Origin of the sequence: Streptomyces sp. NPDC046925 (assembly GCF_040644915.1) — a bacterium.
Classification (GTDB): Bacteria; Actinomycetota; Actinomycetes; order Streptomycetales; family Streptomycetaceae; genus Streptomyces.
Genome location: NZ_JBEYWZ010000003.1, coordinates 303,718 through 322,402 on the forward strand (window position 1 = coordinate 303,718; position 18,685 = coordinate 322,402).

At 70.9% G+C, this 18,685-nt stretch carries 13 protein-coding genes; 7 read left to right on the forward strand and 6 right to left on the reverse strand.

The features are described 5' to 3' along the window. Position 1: 1 nt before the first annotated feature. The 4 genes from ABZ906_RS14610 to ABZ906_RS14625 all read right to left on the reverse strand — a co-directional run bounded on the left by ABZ906_RS14610 (position 2) and on the right by ABZ906_RS14625 (position 8,657). Positions 2-1,300, reverse strand: a complete 1,299-nt coding sequence (locus tag ABZ906_RS14610) for a sugar ABC transporter substrate-binding protein (RefSeq protein WP_361381928.1) — start codon at positions 1,298-1,300, stop codon at positions 2-4. A 271-nt stretch (positions 1,301-1,571) separates the two neighbouring features. Continuing rightward, positions 1,572-3,032, reverse strand: a complete 1,461-nt coding sequence (locus tag ABZ906_RS14615) for a glutamate synthase subunit beta (RefSeq protein ID WP_361381931.1) — start codon at positions 3,030-3,032, stop codon at positions 1,572-1,574. After that, a complete protein-coding gene (gene gltB, locus ABZ906_RS14620; protein WP_361381934.1) occupies positions 3,025-7,620 on the reverse strand; it encodes a glutamate synthase large subunit in 4,596 nt (1,531 codons plus the stop codon). The genes ABZ906_RS14615 and gltB overlap by 8 nt, the downstream gene beginning before the upstream one ends. A 305-nt stretch (positions 7,621-7,925) precedes the next feature. Then, positions 7,926-8,657: a VIT1/CCC1 transporter family protein gene (locus ABZ906_RS14625; RefSeq protein WP_361381937.1), complete on the reverse strand. Its 732-nt coding sequence runs from the start codon at positions 8,655-8,657 to the stop codon at positions 7,926-7,928. A gap of 212 nt (positions 8,658-8,869) precedes the next feature. Between ABZ906_RS14625 and ABZ906_RS14630 the strand changes: the two genes are divergently transcribed. The 7 genes from ABZ906_RS14630 (at position 8,870) to ABZ906_RS14660 (ending at position 16,707) form a co-directional block, all read left to right on the forward strand. After that, positions 8,870-9,877: an ADP-ribosylglycohydrolase family protein gene (locus ABZ906_RS14630; RefSeq protein ID WP_361381940.1), complete on the forward strand. Its 1,008-nt coding sequence runs from the start codon at positions 8,870-8,872 to the stop codon at positions 9,875-9,877. A 131-nt stretch (positions 9,878-10,008) separates the two neighbouring features. Continuing rightward, complete coding sequence (locus ABZ906_RS14635; RefSeq protein WP_361381943.1) at positions 10,009-11,196, forward strand: ADP-ribosylglycohydrolase family protein; 1,188 nt, start codon at positions 10,009-10,011, stop codon at positions 11,194-11,196. Further along, a complete protein-coding gene (locus tag ABZ906_RS14640; RefSeq protein ID WP_361381946.1) occupies positions 11,147-12,334 on the forward strand; it encodes an ADP-ribosylglycohydrolase family protein in 1,188 nt (395 codons plus the stop codon). Before ABZ906_RS14635 ends, ABZ906_RS14640 begins: the two co-directional genes overlap by 50 nt. Beyond that, positions 12,331-13,788 (forward strand): ADP-ribosylglycohydrolase family protein, encoded by a 1,458-nt coding sequence (locus tag ABZ906_RS14645; protein ID WP_361381949.1) that lies wholly within the window; start codon positions 12,331-12,333, stop codon positions 13,786-13,788. Before ABZ906_RS14640 ends, ABZ906_RS14645 begins: the two co-directional genes overlap by 4 nt. Further along, positions 13,785-14,693 (forward strand): ribokinase, encoded by a 909-nt coding sequence (gene rbsK / locus ABZ906_RS14650; protein ID WP_361188686.1) that lies wholly within the window; start codon positions 13,785-13,787, stop codon positions 14,691-14,693. The genes ABZ906_RS14645 and rbsK overlap by 4 nt, the downstream gene beginning before the upstream one ends. Then, entirely contained in the window at positions 14,690-15,877 is a 1,188-nt protein-coding gene (locus ABZ906_RS14655) for a CoA transferase (RefSeq protein ID WP_361381952.1), read from the forward strand. Before rbsK ends, ABZ906_RS14655 begins: the two co-directional genes overlap by 4 nt. Next, positions 15,874-16,707 carry a CoA ester lyase gene (locus ABZ906_RS14660; protein ID WP_361188690.1) on the forward strand — a complete coding sequence of 278 codons (834 nt, stop codon included), beginning with the start codon at positions 15,874-15,876 and terminating at the stop codon, positions 16,705-16,707. Before ABZ906_RS14655 ends, ABZ906_RS14660 begins: the two co-directional genes overlap by 4 nt. Before the next feature lie 60 nt (positions 16,708-16,767). On the opposite strand, the gene lgt is transcribed toward ABZ906_RS14660, so the two are convergent. Further along, complete coding sequence (gene lgt / locus ABZ906_RS14665) at positions 16,768-17,757, reverse strand: prolipoprotein diacylglyceryl transferase (RefSeq protein ID WP_361381955.1); 990 nt, start codon at positions 17,755-17,757, stop codon at positions 16,768-16,770. Positions 17,758-17,857: 100 nt separating this feature from the next. Further along, on the reverse strand, positions 17,858-18,634 hold the full coding sequence (locus ABZ906_RS14670; protein ID WP_361188696.1) for a thioredoxin domain-containing protein: 777 nt from the start codon (positions 18,632-18,634) through the stop codon (positions 17,858-17,860). Positions 18,635-18,685 lie beyond the last annotated feature (51 nt).

The window sequence follows — 18,685 nt, forward strand, 5'->3', positions numbered from 1 at the left end:
CCTACTTGTCCTTGGCGAAGATGGCGTCCATGTCCTTGGCGGCCTTGTCCGCCGCCTCCTGGACGGAGGACTTGCCGGTCAGGATGGACTGCACCATGCCGGGGATAACCTTGGAGGCCTGGATCTCGCCGTACGCCTTGGTCTTGGGGACGGTCGCGCCGGCCTCCAGCATCTGCTTGGCGAAGGGCTCGACCAGCGGGTCCTTCTTCGCCTCGATCTTCTTCAGCTCGGAGTTCTGACCGGGGAAGTAGTTGGTCTCGCCGGCCCACTTGGCCGCGAAGTCACCCGTGGTCAGCATCTTCACGAACTCCCAGGCGAGGTCCTTCTTGTCCGTGTCGAACGTGGACAGGTAGGAGCCGCCGAGGAAGGACTTGCTCATGCCGCCGTTCTGGCCGGGGATCGGCACCGCGGCGAGCTTGCCCTTCAGGTCGGGGTTGGCGTCGACGATGGCCTTGGGGGTCCAGTTGCCGCCGACGGCCATGGAGACCTGGCCCTTGTTCCAGGCGTCGCCGACCTCCTTCTCCGTCCAGGTGTTGACCTTGGCCGGGGAGACCTTGTCCTTGGTGGCGAGGCCCGTGTAGAACTCGATGCCCTTCACGGCCTCCGGCGAGTTGATGCCGGACTTCCACTTGCCGCCCTGCTCGGTGGCGAGTTCGCCGCCGGCGCCCCAGATGAAGGGGGCGGCGAACATCTCGGCGCCGCCCGCGACCGGGAAGGGGATCATCCCGGGCTCCTTGTCCTTGAGCGTCTTGGCCGCGGACTGGAGCTCCTTCCAGGTGGTCGGCGCCTTCAGCTTGTGCTTCTCGAAGATGTCCTTGCGGTAGACGATGCTGCGTACGCCCGCGTACCAGGGCATGCCGTACTGCTTGCCGTCGAGCGTGCCCGCGTCCTTCAGCCCCTCGACCAGGTCGTCGCCCAGGCCCGACTTCTTCACGTTGTCCGTCACGTCGACGAGCGCGCCGGTCTCGGCGAACTGCGGCACCCAGGTCGTACCGACCTCGGCCACGTCCGGGACCTGGTCCTCGCCGCCCTCGATGGCGGTGGTGAACTTCTTCTGCGCGGTGGCCCACTGCTGGTACTCGACGTGGATCTTGGCGCCGGTCTTCTTCTCGAAGGCCTTGCCGGCCTCGGTGAAGAAGGGCCTGGCGTCGGGGTTGGTCCCCTCCATGATCCACACGGTCAGGGTCTTGCCCTTGCCGTCCGCCTTGTCGCCGCCGTCGCTCCCGTCATCGCCGCCGCATGCCGTCGCGGTCAGTCCGAGCGTCATGGCGATACCTGCCGCGATGACCCGTCGCTTCATACCGGCCCCCTCGTGGGTTCGTGCTGATTACTGCGCCGATCCGTTTGTGGGAGCGATTGTGGTCACAGGGGCTCGGTGCGGTCTAGACCCATTCGGCTAAGCGGGGCCGAAACGTGATTTGCGTTGCAAGCAATGAGCGTTGCACGGGGTGCAGCGAAATTCCGGGCACCGGGTGCCGAAACGCCACGACGCCCGCCCTGGTCCGGTCGGGGACTAGGCGGGCGTCGCATCAGTTCCGTACGCCGTTGTACGGGACGTACTGGGGGCGGTACTAGACCATCAGTGAACGGTCAGTCGGCCGGATCGGGGACGGAAGATCACTCGCACCGGTGAGGAAGCGGTCCACGCCCTTCGCGGCCGAGCGCCCCTCGGCGATCGCCCAGACGATGAGCGACTGGCCGCGACCCGCGTCACCGGCGACGAACACGCCGGGAACGTTGGTCTGGAACTCGCCGTCACGGGCGACGTTCCCGCGCTCGTCGAGGTCCAGGGAGAACTGGTCCACCAGACCGTTCTCGCGGTCCGTACCCGTGAAGCCCATCGCGAGGGTGACCAGCTGGGCGGGGATCTTGCGCTCCGTGCCCGGCTTCGGGGTCAGCTTGCCGTCGATGAACTCGACCTCGGTGAGGTGCAGGAACTGGACGTTCCCGTCCTCGTCGCCCTCGAAGTGGGTGGTCGAGACGGAGTAGACCCGCTCGCCGCCCTCCTCGTGCGCGGAGGTGACCTTGTAGAGCATGGGGAAGGTCGGCCAGGGCTGGCCCGCGTTCCGCTCCTCGCCCGGCCGCGGCATGATCTCCAGCTGCGTGACCGAGGCCGCGCCCTGGCGGTGGGCGGTGCCCACGCAGTCCGCGCCGGTGTCGCCGCCGCCGATGACCACGACGTGCTTGCCCTCGGCGGTGATGGGGGGCGCCACGAAGTCGCCCTCCTGGACCTTGTTGGCGAGCGGCAGGTACTCCATGGCGAAGTGGATGCCGTTCAGCTCACGGCCCGGCACCGGCAGATCGCGGGAGATGGTGGCGCCCGCGGCGATGACCACGGCGTCGTGCCGCTTGCGCAGCTTCCCCGCGTCTATGTCGCGGCCGATCTCCACGCCCGTACGGAACTTGGTGCCCTCCGCGCGCATCTGCTCGATGCGGCGGTTGATGTGGCGCTTCTCCATCTTGAACTCGGGGATGCCGTAGCGCAGGAGGCCGCCGATGCGGTCGGCGCGCTCGTACACGACGACCGTGTGACCGGCCCGCGTCAGCTGCTGGGCGGCGGCCAGACCCGCGGGGCCCGAGCCGATGACGGCGACGGTCTTGCCGGAGAGCCGGTCGGGCGCCTGGGGCAGCACGTCGTTGGCGTCCCACGCCTTGTCGATGATCGACACTTCGACGTTCTTGATCGTGACGGCCGGCTGGTTGATGCCGAGCACGCACGCCGACTCACAGGGCGCCGGGCACAGGCGGCCCGTGAACTCCGGGAAGTTGTTCGTGGCGTGCAGCCGCTCGGAGGCGGCCGACCAGTCCTCGCGGTAGGCGAAGTCGTTCCACTCGGGGATCAGGTTGCCCAGCGGACAGCCCTGGTGGCAGAACGGGATGCCGCAGTCCATGCAGCGCGACGCCTGCTTGGAGATGATCGGGAGGAGGGAGCCGGGAACGTAGACCTCGTTCCAGTCCTGGACGCGCTCGCCCACCGGGCGGGTCTGCGCGACCTCGCGGCCATGGTTCAGAAAGCCCTTGGGATCAGCCATTGGTCGCCGCCTCCATCATCTTCTCGGTGATCTCGGTCTCCGAGAGACCGTCTCGCTCGGCGGCGTCCTTGGCGGCGAGCACTGCCTTGTACGTGCTGGGGATGATCCTGCTGAAGCGCTCCACGGCGGAGTCCCACTCGGCGAGCAGCTTCTCGGCGACGGTCGACCCGGTCTCCTCGTGGTGGCGGCGCACGACGTCGTGCAGCCACTTCTTGTCGGAGTCGTCCAGGGCCTCGACGGCGGCCACGTTGCCGGCGTTGACGTTGTCCCGGTCGAGGTCGATGACGTACGCGATGCCGCCGGACATACCGGCCGCGAAGTTGCGGCCCGTCTCTCCGAGGACCACCGCGTGGCCGCCGGTCATGTACTCGCAGCCGTGGTCGCCCACGCCCTCGGACACGACCGTCGCGCCAGAGTTGCGGACGCAGAACCGCTCGCCCGTGCGACCGCGGAGGAACAGCTCGCCGCCCGTCGCGCCGTACGCGATGGTGTTGCCGGCGATCGTCGAGTACTCGGCGAGGTGGTCGGCGCCGCGGTCCGGGCGGACGACGACACGGCCGCCGGAGAGGCCCTTGCCGACGTAGTCGTTGGCGTCGCCCTCCAGGCGCAGGGTCACGCCGCGCGGCACGAACGCGCCGAACGACTGGCCCGCCGAGCCGGTGAAGGTGATGTCGATGGTGTCGTCGGGCAGGCCCGCGCCACCGAACTTCTTGGTCACCTCGTGGCCGAGCATGGTGCCGACCGTGCGGTTGATGTTGCGGATCGCGACCTGGGCGCGGACCGGCTGGGCGTCGGTCGCGCTGGGGGCGTTGAGCGCGTCGGCGGCGAGCTTGATCAGCTCGTTGTCGAGCGCCTTCTCCAGGGCGTGGTCCTGGGCCGCGATCTGGTGGCGCACGGCGCCCTCGGGCAGCGACGGCACGTGGAAGAGCGGCTCCAGGTCCAGGCCCTGCGCCTTCCAGTGGTTCACGGCCCGCTCGGTGTCGAGGAGCTCGGCGTGGCCGACGGCCTCCTCGATGGAGCGGAAGCCGAGCTCGGCGAGGATCTCGCGGACCTCTTCGGCGATGAACTCGAAGAAGTTGACGATGTACTCGGCCTTGCCGGAGAAGCGCTCGCGCAGCGCCGGGTTCTGCGTGGCGATACCGACCGGGCAGGTGTCCAGGTGGCAGACGCGCATCATGACGCAGCCGGAGACGACGAGCGGCGCGGTCGCGAAACCGAACTCCTCGGCGCCGAGCAGCGCGGCGATGACGACGTCACGGCCGGTCTTGAGCTGGCCGTCCGTCTGGACCACGATGCGGTCGCGCAGGCCGTTGAGGAGCAGCGTCTGCTGGGTCTCGGCGAGGCCGAGCTCCCAGGGACCGCCCGCGTGCTTGAGCGAGGTCAGCGGCGATGCGCCCGTACCGCCGTCGTGGCCTGAGATCAGGACGACGTCCGCGTGCGCCTTGGAGACACCCGCGGCGACCGTGCCGACGCCGACCTCGGAGACCAGCTTCACGTGAATCCGCGCCTGCGGGTTCGCGTTCTTCAGGTCGTGGATCAGCTGGGCCAGGTCCTCGATGGAGTAGATGTCGTGGTGCGGCGGCGGGGAGATCAGGCCCACGCCCGGCGTCGAGTGACGCGTCCTGGCGACCCACGGGTAGACCTTGTGGCCGGGCAGCTGGCCGCCCTCGCCGGGCTTGGCGCCCTGCGCCATCTTGATCTGGATGTCGTCGGCGTTGACCAGGTACTCCGAGGTCACACCGAAGCGGCCGGAGGCGACCTGCTTGATGGACGAGCGGCGCGCCGGGTCGTACAGGCGCTCCGGGTCCTCGCCGCCCTCACCGGTGTTGGACTTGCCGCCCAGCTGGTTCATGGCGATGGCGAGCGTCTCGTGCGCCTCGCGGGAGATCGAGCCGTACGACATGGCGCCGGTCGAGAACCGCTTGACGATGTCGGCGGCCGACTCGACCTCGTCGACGGAGATCGAGGGCCGGTCCGACTTCAGGTTGAACAGGCCGCGCAGCGTCATCAGCCGCTCGGACTGCTCGTTCACGCGGTCCGTGTACTTCTTGAAGATGTCGTAGCGGCGGTTGCGCGTGGAGTGCTGCAGGCGGAAGACCGTCTCCGGGTCGAAGAGGTGCGGCTCGCCCTCGCGGCGCCACTGGTACTCACCGCCTATGTCGAGCGCGCGGTGCGCCGACGCGATGCCGGAGGCGGGGTACGCCTTGGCGTGCCGGGCGGCGACCTCCTTGGCGATGACGTCGAGACCGGCGCCGCCGATCTTCGTCGTCGTACCGCTGAAGTACCGCTCGACGAAGGCCTCGTCGAGGCCGACGGCCTCGAAGACCTGCGCGCCGCGGTAGGAGGCGACGGTCGAGATGCCCATCTTGGACATGACCTTCAGGACGCCCTTGCCGAGCGCGTAGATCAGGTTCCGGATGGCCGTCTCGGCCCCGCCGTCCTCGTCGGCGGGCAGGAACGTACCGGCGCGGACGAGGTCCTCGACGGACTCCATCGCGAGGTACGGGTTGACCGCCGCGGCGCCGAAGCCGATGAGGAGGGCCACGTGGTGGACCTCGCGGACGTCGCCCGCCTCGACGAGCAGGCCCACCTGGGTGCGCTGCTTCGTGCGGATGAGGTGGTGGTGGACGGCCGCGGTGAGCAGCAGCGAGGGGATCGGCGCGTGCTCGGCGTCGGAGTGCCGGTCGGAGAGCACGATCAGGCGGGCGCCGGCCTCGATGGCGGCGTCGGCCTCGGTGCAGATCTCGTCGATGCGGGCGGCCAGCGCGTCGCCGCCGCCGCTGACGCGGTAGAGGCCGGAGAGCGTCGCGGCCGTCATGCCGGGCATGTCGCCGTCGGCGTTGATGTGGATGAGCTTGGCGAGCTCGTCGTTGTCGATCACCGGGAAGGGCAGCGTGACGCTGCGACACGTCGCGGCGGTCGGCTCCAGGATGTTGCCCTGCGGGCCGAGCGAGGAGTGCAGGGACGTGACGAGCTCTTCACGGATGGCGTCCAGCGGCGGGTTCGTGACCTGCGCGAACAGCTGCGTGAAGTAGTCGAAGATCAGCCGCGGGCGCTCGGAGAGCGCGGCGATCGGGGTGTCCGTGCCCATGGAGCCGAGCGGCTCGCCGCCGGTCTTGGCCATCGGCGCGAGGATGACGCGCAGCTCTTCCTCGGTGTAGCCGAAGGTCTGCTGGCGGCGCGTGACGGAGGCGTGCGTGTGCACGATGTGCTCGCGCTCGGGCAGGTCGGAGAGCTCGATCTCACCGGCCTCCAGCCACTCCTCGTACGGGTTCTCGGCGGCGAGGGCGGCCTTGATCTCGTCGTCCTCGACGATGCGGTGCTCGGCGGTGTCGACGAGGAACATGCGGCCGGGCTGGAGGCGGCCCTTCTTGACGACCTTCGCGGGGTCGATGTCCAGGACGCCGACCTCGGAGCCGAGGACGACGAGGCCGTCGTCGGTGACCCAGTAGCGCCCTGGACGCAGACCGTTGCGGTCGAGAACGGCGCCGACCTGGGTGCCGTCGGTGAAGGTGACACAGGCCGGGCCGTCCCAGGGCTCCATCATCGTGGAGTGGTACTGGTAGAAGGCGCGGCGGGCCGGGTCCATCGACGCGTGGTTCTCCCACGCCTCGGGGATCATCATCAGGACCGAGTGCGGAAGCGAACGTCCACCGAGGTGGAGGAGTTCTAGCACCTCGTCGAAGGACGCCGAGTCGGAGGCGTCCGGGGTGCAGATCGGGAAGACCCGGTCCAGCTTGTCGGTGCTGGCCTCGGAGGCGGAGGCGAACAGGCCGGAGGCGAGCTGCGACTCACGCGCCCGCATCCAGTTGCGGTTGCCCTTGACCGTGTTGATCTCGCCGTTGTGCGCGACGAAGCGGTACGGGTGTGCGAGCGGCCAGCTCGGGAACGTGTTCGTGGAGAAGCGCGAGTGGACGAGCGCGACGGCCGTGGCGAAACGGCGGTCGGACAGGTCGGGGAAGAACGGCTCCAGCTGGCCGGTGGTCAGCATGCCCTTGTAGACGATCGTCCGGGCGGAGAGCGAGGGGAAGTAGGTCCCGGCCTCACGCTCGGCACGCTTGCGCAGGACGAAGGCCTTGCGGTCGAGCGCGATGCCGGTGCTCTCGCCGTCGGCCACGAAGATCTGCCGGAAGACGGGCATCGTCGAGCGGGCGGTGGCACCGAGCAGCTCGGGGGCGACGGGCACGTCGCGCCAGCCGAGGACGGTCAGGCCTTCCTCCGAAGCGATCGTCTCGATCTGCGAGACGGCGGCGTCGGTGGTGCCCGCGGTGTCGACCGGCAGGAAAGCGATGCCGACGGCGTACGTGCCGGCCTCGGGGAGCGCGAATCCCGCGACCTCGCGCAGGAAGGCGTCCGGAACCTGGAGCAGGATGCCCGCGCCGTCGCCGGAGTCCGGCTCGGAGCCGGTGGCACCACGGTGTTCGAGATTGCGCAGTACGGTCAGCGCCTGTTCGACCAGCTCATGGCTGGCTACACCGGTGAGGGTGGCCACGAACCCGACACCACAGGCGTCGTGCTCGTTACGGGGGTCGTACATGCCCTGAGGGGCGGGGCGACCGTCCATGGGCGACCAGGCGTGCGTACGCATTGGCTCTCCCGTCGTCGTCGTGGCATAGGCAAAAAGCGAGGGACGACGTTGGCCCAGGCAAAATTTCGTGCAGGTTACATGATGGAACGCTTCTCGAAAAGCGGATAGCTCATTCCACCATGTGGACACCGCCCATAGGCGTGGGAGCGGCGAGGGGACCTCTGCGGACAGATCGATGACCGTAGGCCCGAGAGCGGCACGAGCCTCATTGCCCGCAGCGCTTACGGCTCATGCCCCGTGGTCATGGATTCGAAACCGCCGAGTAACGACTACTTATGCAGGGTCCCGCATAGGACTGCAAGCCTTTATCCTACGGCGGTACCGAACAAGCTGCCCAGGGCGTACGTCACACCCGCCGCCGCACCGCCGAGCGCGAGCTGCCGCAGGCCGCTGAACCACCAGGACCGCGCGGTCACCTTCGCCACCACGGCGCCGCAGGCGAAGAGGCCGACCAGGGCGAGCAGCAGCGCGGGCAGGAACGTGTTGGCGCCGAGCAGGTACGGCAGCACCGGGAGCAGCGCGCCGAGCGCGAAGGCGCCGAAGGAGGAGACCGCGGCGACGGTCGGCGAGGGCAGATCGCCGGGATCGATGCCGAGCTCCTCGCGCGCGTGGATCTCCAGGGCCTGCTCGGGGTCCTTGGACAGCTGCTTGGCGACCTCGCGGGCGAGGCCCGGCTCGACGCCGCGGGACTCGTAGAGCGCGGCGAGCTCCTTCTCCTCGTCCGCGGGGTGCTTGCGCAACTCACGCCGCTCCACGTCGAGTTCGGCCTGCACCAGCTCACGCTGCGAGGCGACGGAGGTGTACTCACCGGCCGCCATGGAGAAGGCGCCCGCGGCGAGACCGACGAGGCCCGTGACGACGATGGTCTGCTGCGAGACGGAACCGCCGGCGACACCGGTCATCAGGGCCAGGTTGGACACCAGGCCGTCCATCGCGCCGAAGACGGCGGGGCGCAGCCAGCCGCCGTTCACGTCGCGGTGGGTGTGGTTGTCGCGGTGTGCCTCGTGCAGCGCCGCTTCGGTCTCGATGATCGCCATGATGGGCCCCCTCAGTGCTTGGACGATCTCGAAAGTACGCGCGAAAAATCGCTCTCGCCAGCAAGGAAGGCCGTACTTACCTGCATGAACAGGCGTCTATCGAACCGGTGAACGCATGGGTCGGAGGGGTGATGTCGGCGGTGCGGATGCTCGTGTCGGGGGTGCCGCGTGGCAGGGATATCCGCAACGTCTCGGCACCACGGAGGCACGGCATGACGAGCTTGACCGGTGAGGCAGGAGCGACCGGAGCGGTCGCGGAGATCGGCCGGAGAGAGCGGGCGCGCGGCGCGCTCCTCGGCCTCGCGGTCGGGGACGCGCTCGGCGCGCCCGCCGAGAACATGAAGCCGTCGGAGATCCGCCGCCGTTGGGGCCGCATCACCGGGTACGTGGCCGAGCATCCCTCGGGCACGGACGACACCGAGTACGCGATCTTCTCGGGGCTGCTGCTCGCCCGGCACGGCTCGGACCTCACCGTCGCGCATGTCGAAGCGGCCTGGCACGAGTGGATCGCGGATCTCGACGAGGGCCCCTTCCGGGGCGCGGGCTTCAGCGAACGCGGCACCCTGGAGAACCTGCGCCGCGGGCTCGCGGCGCCCATCTCGGCGCAGCACCGGCACGCGTGGAGCGACGGCCTCGCGATGCGGGCCGCCCCGTTCGGGGTCTTCGCCGCGGGCCGGCCCGCCGAAGCGGCCAGGCTCGTCGCGATCGACGGCTCGGTCAGCCATGACGGCGAGGGCATCTACGGCGGGCAGGCGGTCGCCGCGGGGGTTGCGGCGGCGATGGGCGGGGCCGCGGTGGACGCGGTGGTGGACGCGGCCCTCTCCGTCATCCCGGAGGACTGCTGGACCTCCCGTTCGCTGCGGCGGGCGGTGGCGGTGGCGCACCACGGCGAGCGCGCGGTGCGTACGGCCGTGGTGATCGGCGGCTACCCCTGGACCGACCTCGCACCCGAGGCGGTCGGGCTCGCCTTCGGGGCGTACGCGTCGGCCTCCGGCCGCTTCCCGGACGCGGTGCTGACCGCCGTCAACATGGGGCGGGACGCGGATACGACGGCGGCGGTCGCCGGGGCGCTGGCCGGGGCGAGTTGCGGGGCGGCGGCCATTCCGCCGCCGTGGTCCGCCGCGATCGGCCCGGCGCGGGGCAGCTGCCTGCCTTCGATGCGGGGGCATCACGTCTTGGACGTGGCGGATCTTCTCTTCTCTGGTCCGGGGGCGGCGTGAGCGCCGACAAGCCCGCCGCTTCGCGGCGGATTTCCCCCACCCACCCACCCGTTTACCCCGCATGCGCCTGTGCCGAAGACCCTGGTTTGCCCACTACGCCGGGTGCGGATGCAGGCAGCGGGCGCTACAGCATGGCGAGCCCGCGCAGTCATGCCGAGGGAATACTGCTGGGCCTCGCCGCAGGCGACGCCGCCGGGTGGCCCGCCGCACGCCACAGGGCGAGCCGCATGCCCGAGTGGACCCGGAGGCTGACCCGCGAGCTGGACACCTTCGCCGAGCAGAACGCCACCACCACCCTCCCCGTCCCCATCGCGCTGAACCAACCCCCCGAACCCCTCCGCCTCGGCCCCTCCGACGACGCCGAATGGGCCGCCTTCACCGCGGAGTCCCTGCTCAGCGCGGCGGAAGGCACCCTCAGCGCCGCGCTGAGCCCCGACCGCCGGGTCCGCGCGGCCATCGACCTGTCCTGGGTGACCCTCGCGGGCGAAATCGCCGCCGCGGCGGCCCGCGCCCCCGAGGTCGAATCCGCCGTACTCCCCCTCCGCGCCCGCATCTCCGTACGCGCGGGCCTCGGCAACCTCGCCACGGGCCTGCGTCCGCCCGCCACCGGCCACGACAACCCCCACTTCTTCGACGACGCCGCCTGCGTACGCGCCTGCGTCCTCGCCCTGGTCCACCCCGGCGACCCCGAACAGGCCGCCGCACTCGCGGAGTTCGACGCCCGCTACACCCAGGACGGCGACGGCGTGCACGGCGCCCGCGCCATGGCCGCGGCGATCGCGGCGGCCATCGGCGGCGCGGACGTGGACGCGACCGTGGACGCCGCGCTCTCCCAGCTCCCCGAGCACACCGAGATCGGCCGCAACGCCTGGCACGCCGTCAAGCTCGCCCGCACCCAGACGGAGGACGGCGCCTTCGGCCTCGTCCCCCTCCTGGAGCACCAGATCGTCGACCACGTCTACAGCTACGGCATCGCCGCCGCCGAGACCGTCCCGGTCGCCCTCGCCCTGACCACCGCGGCCCGCGGCCGTATCAGCGAAGCCGTGCCCGCCGCCGCCTGCCTCTCCCGCGTCGCCGATTCCGCGCCCGCCCTGGCCGGTGCGCTGACCGGCGCGCTCGGCACGGCCGCCGCCGTCCCCGAGGCCTGGCGCGACGTCTGCCGCACGCTCTCCGGCTGCGCGCTCCCCCGCCTCGCGGGCACCGACCTGGTGAAACTCGCCGGGCAGCTGGCAGCCACGGAACTGACCACTCCGGGAGGACAATTCCGACATGACGTCACCAACACCCCGAACACTGACCGCCGATCTGCCCCCCACTGACCTGCCTCTCGGCGACCGCATCACCGCCTGTCTGGTCGGAGCGGCCGTCGGCGACGCCATGGGCGGCCCGGTCGAGGGCTACTCCCCCGAGCAGATCGTCGAACGGCACGGCGGTCGCGTACACGGCATCGTCGGCCCCTGGAACGGCGACCAGTGGCGCACCGCCCGCCCCATCGCGCCGTACCACAAGGGCGACGGGCACGTCACCGACGACACCTTGATGACGCACGCGCTCATCCGCGTGTACGCGACCGTCCGCGACCACCTGGACGCCTACGCGGTCGCCGACCACCTGGTCCCCGACCTCATGACAACCCCCCGCTGGATCCCTGAGCTGGAGGCGGACGCCATCCCCCTCCAGCGCCTCTTCCTCGCCGAGAAGTGGATCGTCGCCCGCCTCCACTACGGCCACGTCGATCCGCGCGAGGCGGGCACCGGAAACATCGTCAACTGCGGTGCGGCGATGTACATGGCGCCGGTCGGCCTGGTCAACGCGGCGAACCCGAAGGGAGCGTACGCCGAGGCCCTCGACGTCGCGGGCGCGCACCAGTCGTCGTACGGACGTGAGGCGGCAGCGGTCTTCGCGGCGGCCGTGGCGGCGGCGTGCGCGCCGAGTGCGACGCCGACCTCGGTGATCGACACCGCGCTCTCCCTCGCGAAGGACGGCACCCGGGCCGCCATCGAGTCCGTGGTCGAAGTCGCCTCCCACCACCGGGACTTCGAGTCGGCGCTGACCCCGCTGCGCACCGCGGTCACCCCCTTCGACACGGTCGGCCCCGACTACCGCGCCCCGTCGCTCGGCGCCCGCCGCCCCTCCCGCCTGCACTCCATCGAGGAACTGCCCGTCGCGCTCGGCATGCTCCTGGTGGGCGAGGGCGACTACCGCCACACGGTCCTCGGCTCGGTCAACTACGGCCGTGACTGCGACTCCATCGCGACCATGAGCGGCGCGATCGCGGGCGCGCTGGGTTCGCAGGCCCCGGCCGAGTGGTCGAAGACGGTCGCGGAGGCCAGCCGCCTTGATCTGCACGCCCCCGCGGCGACGCTCACGGAGGTCACCCGGGAGATCTTCACCCGTGACGTACGGCGCCGCCGCGCCCACGAGTCGGCGTACACGGCCCTGACGGCCACCCCATGATCCGCCTCACCTGGGTCCAGCCGGAGGACTTGGTCGGCCACGAACTCCGCCAGGCGGAGGAGGAGGGCCGAGACGTGACCTCGGCCCGCACCCGCTGGCTGACGGCAGGCGGCCACCTGGCCCCGCCAAGAGCGGGCGCATCCCCGACAGCGCCCACCCCAGAGCTACGAACCTTGGCCGTACAACTCCTGGACGAACTGTCGCCGTCGTCGTTGTGGGCAGGCGTTCCGCAGGGCAATTGGGGTCTCCCCTGCTCGAGCGAAGCCGAGAGCTTGGGGAAGGGTGGGCACAACGCCACCCACCGGGCCGCACCCGAGACCAGAGCCCCGCAGCAGGCGGTTTCGGGAAGGGGCGGGATTGGGGAAAAGAAGGCCCTACGCAACCGCCTGCACGCCGCCTGGCTAGGCAGAGCCGCAGGCTGTCTCCTGGGCAAACCAGTAGAAAAGCTCCCACTGGAAGGCATCAGGAGCCTCGCCAGAGCAACAGGCAACTGGCCCCTCACCACCTGGTTCACGGCAAAGGGCCTCCCCCCGGAGCTCGCGGCGGCCCACCCCTGGAACAAGCGCTCCGCCCCCACCTCCCTCGCCGAGAACATCAACGGCATGCCGGAGGACGACGACCTCAACTACCCCCTCCTCAACCTCCGCCTGCTCCAATGCCACGGCAGGAACTTCACCACCACGGACGTGGCCAGGCTCTGGCTGGACGAGCTCCCCGCGGCCCGCACCTTCACCGCCGAACGCATCGCCTACCGCAACCTCCTCAACGGCATCGAGCCCCCGCACACGGCCACCCACCACAACCCCTTCCGGGAGTGGATCGGCGCCCTCATCCGCGCCGACGTCCACGGCTGGACCAACCCCGGCGCCCCCACGGCGGCAGCCGCCGGCGCGTACCGCGACGCGTGCCTCACCCACACCGGCAACGGCGTGTACGGCGCGATGTTCGCGGCGGCCACCATCGCCGAGGCGGCGGCAGGCACCGGAGACATCCACCACTGCCTCCGCACGGGCCTGACCGTCGTACCGCAGGACTCACGCCTGGCCCGCGCGATCCGGCACGGCATCCAACTGGCCACCAGTACAAGGGACTTCGACCAGGTCGTGGACGATCTGCACGCCGCCTACGGCCACCACCACTGGGTCCACGTCATCCCCAACGCGGCCCTCCTCTCCGCCGCCCTCACGCACGCCGAAGGCGACTTCACCGGCTCCATCACCCGCGCCGTCTCCGGGGGCTGGGACACCGACTCGAACGGCGCAACCGCGGGCTCGATCGCGGGTCTGCTCGCGGGCCGTCCGGACGCGCTGCCCGACCGCTGGACGTCCCCGCTCAAGAACCGCGTCGCCAGCTCCGTCCCCGGCTTCGACGGCATCGGCTTCGACACCCTCGCGGACCTCACCACCGAACTCGCCGAACTTCCCGAACCCGCCCAGGAGAGACCTCACCCATGACCCACATCGCCGTGCTCGGCAGCACGAACATGGACCTCGTCGCGTACGTCAGCAAGGCACCGCAGCGCGGAGAGACCGTCACCGGGCGCGAGTTCCGTACGCTCCCCGGCGGCAAGGGCGCCAACCAGGCCGTCGCCGCGGCCCGCGCGGGCGCCGACGCGGTGTCGATGATCGGCGCGGTCGGTGCCGACGCCTTCGGCGCCCAGCTCCGCGGCGCGCTCGACCACTCCGGCGTCGACACGGACCTGCTGCGCACCGTCGACACCGAGCCCACCGGCACCGCGCACATCGTGGTCGACGACGAAGGCGGCAACGCGATCGTCGTCATCCCCGGCGCCAACGCGACGCTCACCGCGCTCGCCCCCGGCGACGAGGGCCTGATCGCCTCCGCCGACACCCTCCTGCTCCAGCTGGAGATCCCCGTGGAGGGAGTGCTCGCCGCCGCACAGGCCGCCCGCAGACACGGCGTACGCACCATCCTCACCCCGGCCCCGGCGCAGCCACTTCCCCCCGAACTCCTCGACGCCATCGACGTGTTGGTGCCCAACGAACACGAGGCGGCCACCCTCACCGGCCTGACCGACCCGCACGAAGCCGCCCGTTCGCTGCTCTCCCGGGTCCCCGAAGTCGTCGTCACGCTCGGCGCGCGCGGCAGCCTGTACGCGACCCGTGACGCCGAACCGATTCTGGTGGAGGCCCCCCGCGTCACCGCCGTGGACTCCACGGGCGCGGGCGACACATTCGTCGGCACCCTCGCCGTGGCCCTCGCCGAAGGGGGTTCGGTGCGGGACGCGCTCACCTGGGCGTCGTCGGCCGCCGCGCTCTCCGTCCAGCGCACGGGGGCGTCGTCGTCCATGCCGTTCCGCGCCGAGATCGACGCCCGGGCGAACGGCGGCACGTCATGACCGCGCCCCTGACCGGACTGCGCGTACTGGACCTGGCGACGCTCTTCGCGGGCCCGCTCGCCGCCACCATGCTCGGCGACTTCGGTGCGGAGGTCATCAAGGTCGAGCATCCGCGCAGGCCCGACCCGTCGCGGGGGCACGGTCCGTCGAAGGACGGCGTCGGCCTCTGGTGGAAGCTCCTCGGCCGCAACAAGCGCACGATGACCCTGGATCTCTCCGCGCCTGGCGGTCGCGAGACCCTCCTGCGCCTCGCCGCGACGGCGGACGTCGTCGTCGAGAACTTCCGGCCGGGCACCCTGGAGAAATGGGACCTCGGCTGGGAGGAGCTGAGCGCGGCCAACCCCCGCCTGGTCCTGACCCGCGTCACGGGCTTCGGCCAGTTCGGCCCGTACTCACGGCGCCCCGGCTTCGGCACGCTCGCGGAGGCGATGAGCGGCTTCGCCGCGATCACCGGCGAGCCGGACGGGCCGCCGACCCTGCCGCCCTTCGGGCTCGCCGACTCGATCGCGGGGCTCGCGACGGCGTACGCGGTGATGACGGCGCTCGCGGCCCGGGACCGGACGGGCAAGGGGCAGGTGGTGGACATGGCGATCATCGAGCCGATCCTCACGGTCCTGGGCCCGCAGCCCACCTGGTACGACCAGCTCGGCCACGTCCAGCCCCGCACCGGCAACCGCTCCACCAACAACGCGCCCCGCAACACCTACCGTACGGCGGACGGCAGTTGGGTCGCCGTCTCCACGTCGGCCCAGTCGATCGCCGAGCGCGTGATGCGCCTGGTGGGCCGCCCCGAACTGATCGCCGAGCCCTGGTTCGCCTCGGGCGCGGACCGCGCGGCCCACGCGGACGTCCTCGACGGAGCGGTCGGCGCCTGGATCGCCCGGCACACCCGCGCCGAGGTGATCGAGGCATTCGAGAAGGCGGAGGCGGCGGTCGCTCCCATCCAGGACGTACGTGACGTGATGACCGATCCCCAGTACGCGGCCCTGGACACTGTCACCACCGTCGACGACCCGGAGCTCGGCCCGCTGCGCATGCAGAACGTCCTCTTCCGCCTCTCCGAGACCCCCGGCTCGATCGGCTGGGCGGGCCGCCCGCACGGAGCGGACACGGAGGAGGTCCTGAGGGAACTGGGCCTGTCCGGCAGCGAGATCGCAGGGCTGCGCAAGGAGGGCGCCCTGTGAAGGACACGCCTCTGACCTGGCTGTACGCTCCGGGCGACCGCCCGGCCGTGGTGGCGAAGGCGCTGCTCGCGGGCGCCGACGTCGTCATCGTGGACCTGGAGGACGCGGTCGGCCCCGACCGCAAGGAGTACGCGCGAGCGGCGACGGCCGAGCTGCTCCGCGACATCCCCGCCGTCCCGGTCCACGTCCGCGTGAACGCCCTGGACGGGCCCCTGGCCGATGCCGACCTCCGGGCGATCGCCCACCTGCCCGGCGTCAGCGGCCTGCGCCTGCCCAAGGTGGCCCGCCCCGCCGATGTCGTCCGCGTCGCGGAACGGTCGGCCCCGGCGGACGGCGGCGCCCCCGCCCTGCACGCCCTGATCGAATCGGCGCTCGGCCTGGAGCACGCCTTCGCCATCGCCACCGCCCACCCGGCCCTGCACGGCCTCTCGCTCGGCGAGGCCGATCTCCGCGCGGACCTGGGCGTACGTGATGACGCGGGCCTCGACTGGCCGCGCGCCCGCGTGGTGGTGGCCGCACGGGCGGCGGGTCTGGCACCGCCCGCGCAGTCGGTGTACCCCGACATCCGTGACATCGCGGGCCTGACCGACTCCTGCGCGCACGGCCGTTCCCTGGGGTTCCTGGGCCGCGCCGCGATCCACCCCCGCCAGCTCCCCGCCATCGAACGCGCTTATCTCCCCACCCCGGAGGAGATCGACCACGCCGAGCAGATCGTCAAGGCGTCCACGACGGACGAGGGCGCCCTGGCCCTGCCGGACGGCACGTTCGTGGACAAGGCCGTGGTGGAGGGGGCGCAGCGGGTACTGGATCTCGCGCGGCGGCGCCCATAGCGACGGGGCCGCCGGATCGGTGATCCGGCGGCCCCGTCGATGTGCGAAGCGGGAGGAGCGTCAGCCCTTCTTGGCGGACTCGGCTCCGTCCTTGTCCTTGTCCTTCTCCACGTCCTTGTCCGCGTCCTTGTCCGCGTCCTTGGACCCTTCGGTATCGCCGTCGTCCGTCTTGTCGGCGGACTTGGCGGGCGTGGCGCCCTCGCCGTCGGGTGAGTCCGGGGTCTCCTCGCCGGCCGGCACGGGCTCGACGATCTCCTCGCGGCCGGGGCGGGTCCTCGCCGAGATCACGAGGTACACGACGGCGAGCACGAACACCACGATGGCGGTCCAGACGTTGAGCCGCAGGCCAAGGACGTGGTGGGCGTCGTCAACCCGCATGTACTCGATCCAGCCGCGGCCCGCGCAGTACGAAGCGACGTACAGCGCGAACGCCCGGCCGTGTCCCAGCTTGAAGCGGCGGTCGGCCCAGATGACCAGGAAGCCGACGCCGATGCACCAGAGGGATTCGTAGAGGAACGTCGGGTGGTACGTGCCGGGGACCCGGCCGTCCTCCGCCGACGTGATCTTCAGCGCCCACGGCACGTCCGTGGCCTTGCCGTACAGCTCCTGGTTGAACCAGTTGCCCCAGCGGCCGATCGCCTGGGCGAAGGCGATGCCGGGGGCCAGGGCGTCGGCCCAGGCGGGCAGCGGGATGCCGCGCCGACGACAGCCGATCCAGGCGCCGACCGCGCCGAACGCGATCGCGCCCCAGATACCGAGGCCGCCCTCCCAGATCTTGAAGGCGTCCACCCAGTCACGGCCCTCGCTGAAGTACAGCTGGTAGTCCGTGATCACGTGGTAGAGACGCCCGCCGACGAGGCCGAACGGCACGGCCCAGACGGAGATGTCGGCCACGGTGCCTGGCCGGCCCCCGCGAGCGATCCACCGCTTGTTGCCGAGCCAGACGGCGACGAAGACGCCGATGATGATGCAGAACGCGTAGCCGCGCAGCGGAATGGGGCCGAGTTCGACCACTCCGCGCGAGGGGCTGGGAATGAAGGCAAGGTCCATGGCAAGTCCGACGCTATCGTGCCGGGCGGTGCCCGAGGCAACCAGCCCGGCTACGTCTCCATAACAGGAACCCCTTCAGGGGCCCGCCCCGAGGGGTCGGCTAGCTCCTGTTCGCCGCCTCCACCCTGGCCTTCAGCTGCGCCGGGGTCAGCGGCTTCTTCGGGTCGGCGAAGATGTTCTTGCCGTCGAGCAGCACACTCGGCGTGCCCTGGAGGCCCGCTTCCTGGAAGGCCTTGTTCGACTTCGTGGCCCAGCTGTCGTGCTGTCCGTCGTTCACGCACTTCTTGAAGGAGTCGGTGGCGAGTCCGTCCACCTGACCGGCGAGCTCGATCAGCTTGTCGTTCTTGCTGAACGCGTCGTCCGGCTCCGGGGGCTGATTTTTGAACAGCACGTCGTGATACGGGGTGAACTTCCCGGCGTCCTGGGCGCAGGCCGCGGCGTTCGCCGCGCGCAGGGAGCCGCTGCCGCCCATGTTCCCGTCGATGATCGTCGCCAGGTGATACTCGACCTTGAGCTGCCCCTTGTCGGCGAGGGCGTGGATCGTCGAGCGATACCTGTCCTCGAACTGCTTGCAGGCGGGGCAGCGGAAGTCCTCCCAGACGGTGAGGGTGGACTTGGCGGTGTCCTTGCCGACGGGGATGGACAGCTGATCCTCGCCGTTCGCCCCCTTGGGGGCCGACAAGGGGCCCGAAGCCTCTTTGTCGTCACCCGAGTTGGCGGCGACCAGACCGGCCACGGCGGCGAGCGCGAGCACGCCCACGACGGCCGCACTCACGATCAACACCCTGCGGCGCTTGTCCCGCCCCTTCTGCCGCTCTCGCTCTTCCGCCAGCCGGTCGCGGGCCGCGCGCTTTCCCTCACGGTTCTTCTCGCTCACACCCGGCCAACGAACCGGGGAGGCACGAGCGTGCCTCCCCGGTCCTAGTCC

What these genes read in the sequence shown, in the direction of transcription:
- rbsK (WP_361188686.1), top strand. Translation starts at nt 13,785, where the DNA reads ATGACCCACATCGCCGTGCTCGGCAGCACGAACATGGACCTCGTCGCG.
- ABZ906_RS14610 (WP_361381928.1), bottom strand. Translation starts at nt 1,300, where the DNA reads ATGAAGCGACGGGTCATCGCGGCAGGTATCGCCATGACGCTCGGACTG.
- ABZ906_RS14640 (WP_361381946.1), top strand. Translation starts at nt 11,147, where the DNA reads ATGACGTCACCAACACCCCGAACACTGACCGCCGATCTGCCCCCCACT.
- ABZ906_RS14615 (WP_361381931.1), bottom strand. Translation starts at nt 3,032, where the DNA reads ATGGCTGATCCCAAGGGCTTTCTGAACCATGGCCGCGAGGTCGCGCAG.
- ABZ906_RS14635 (WP_361381943.1), top strand. Translation starts at nt 10,009, where the DNA reads ATGGCGAGCCCGCGCAGTCATGCCGAGGGAATACTGCTGGGCCTCGCC.
- ABZ906_RS14630 (WP_361381940.1), top strand. Translation starts at nt 8,870, where the DNA reads ATGACGAGCTTGACCGGTGAGGCAGGAGCGACCGGAGCGGTCGCGGAG.
- ABZ906_RS14645 (WP_361381949.1), top strand. Translation starts at nt 12,331, where the DNA reads ATGATCCGCCTCACCTGGGTCCAGCCGGAGGACTTGGTCGGCCACGAA.
- gltB (WP_361381934.1), bottom strand. Translation starts at nt 7,620, where the DNA reads ATGCGTACGCACGCCTGGTCGCCCATGGACGGTCGCCCCGCCCCTCAG.
- ABZ906_RS14625 (WP_361381937.1), bottom strand. Translation starts at nt 8,657, where the DNA reads ATGGCGATCATCGAGACCGAAGCGGCGCTGCACGAGGCACACCGCGAC.
- ABZ906_RS14655 (WP_361381952.1), top strand. Translation starts at nt 14,690, where the DNA reads ATGACCGCGCCCCTGACCGGACTGCGCGTACTGGACCTGGCGACGCTC.
- lgt (WP_361381955.1), bottom strand. Translation starts at nt 17,757, where the DNA reads ATGGACCTTGCCTTCATTCCCAGCCCCTCGCGCGGAGTGGTCGAACTC.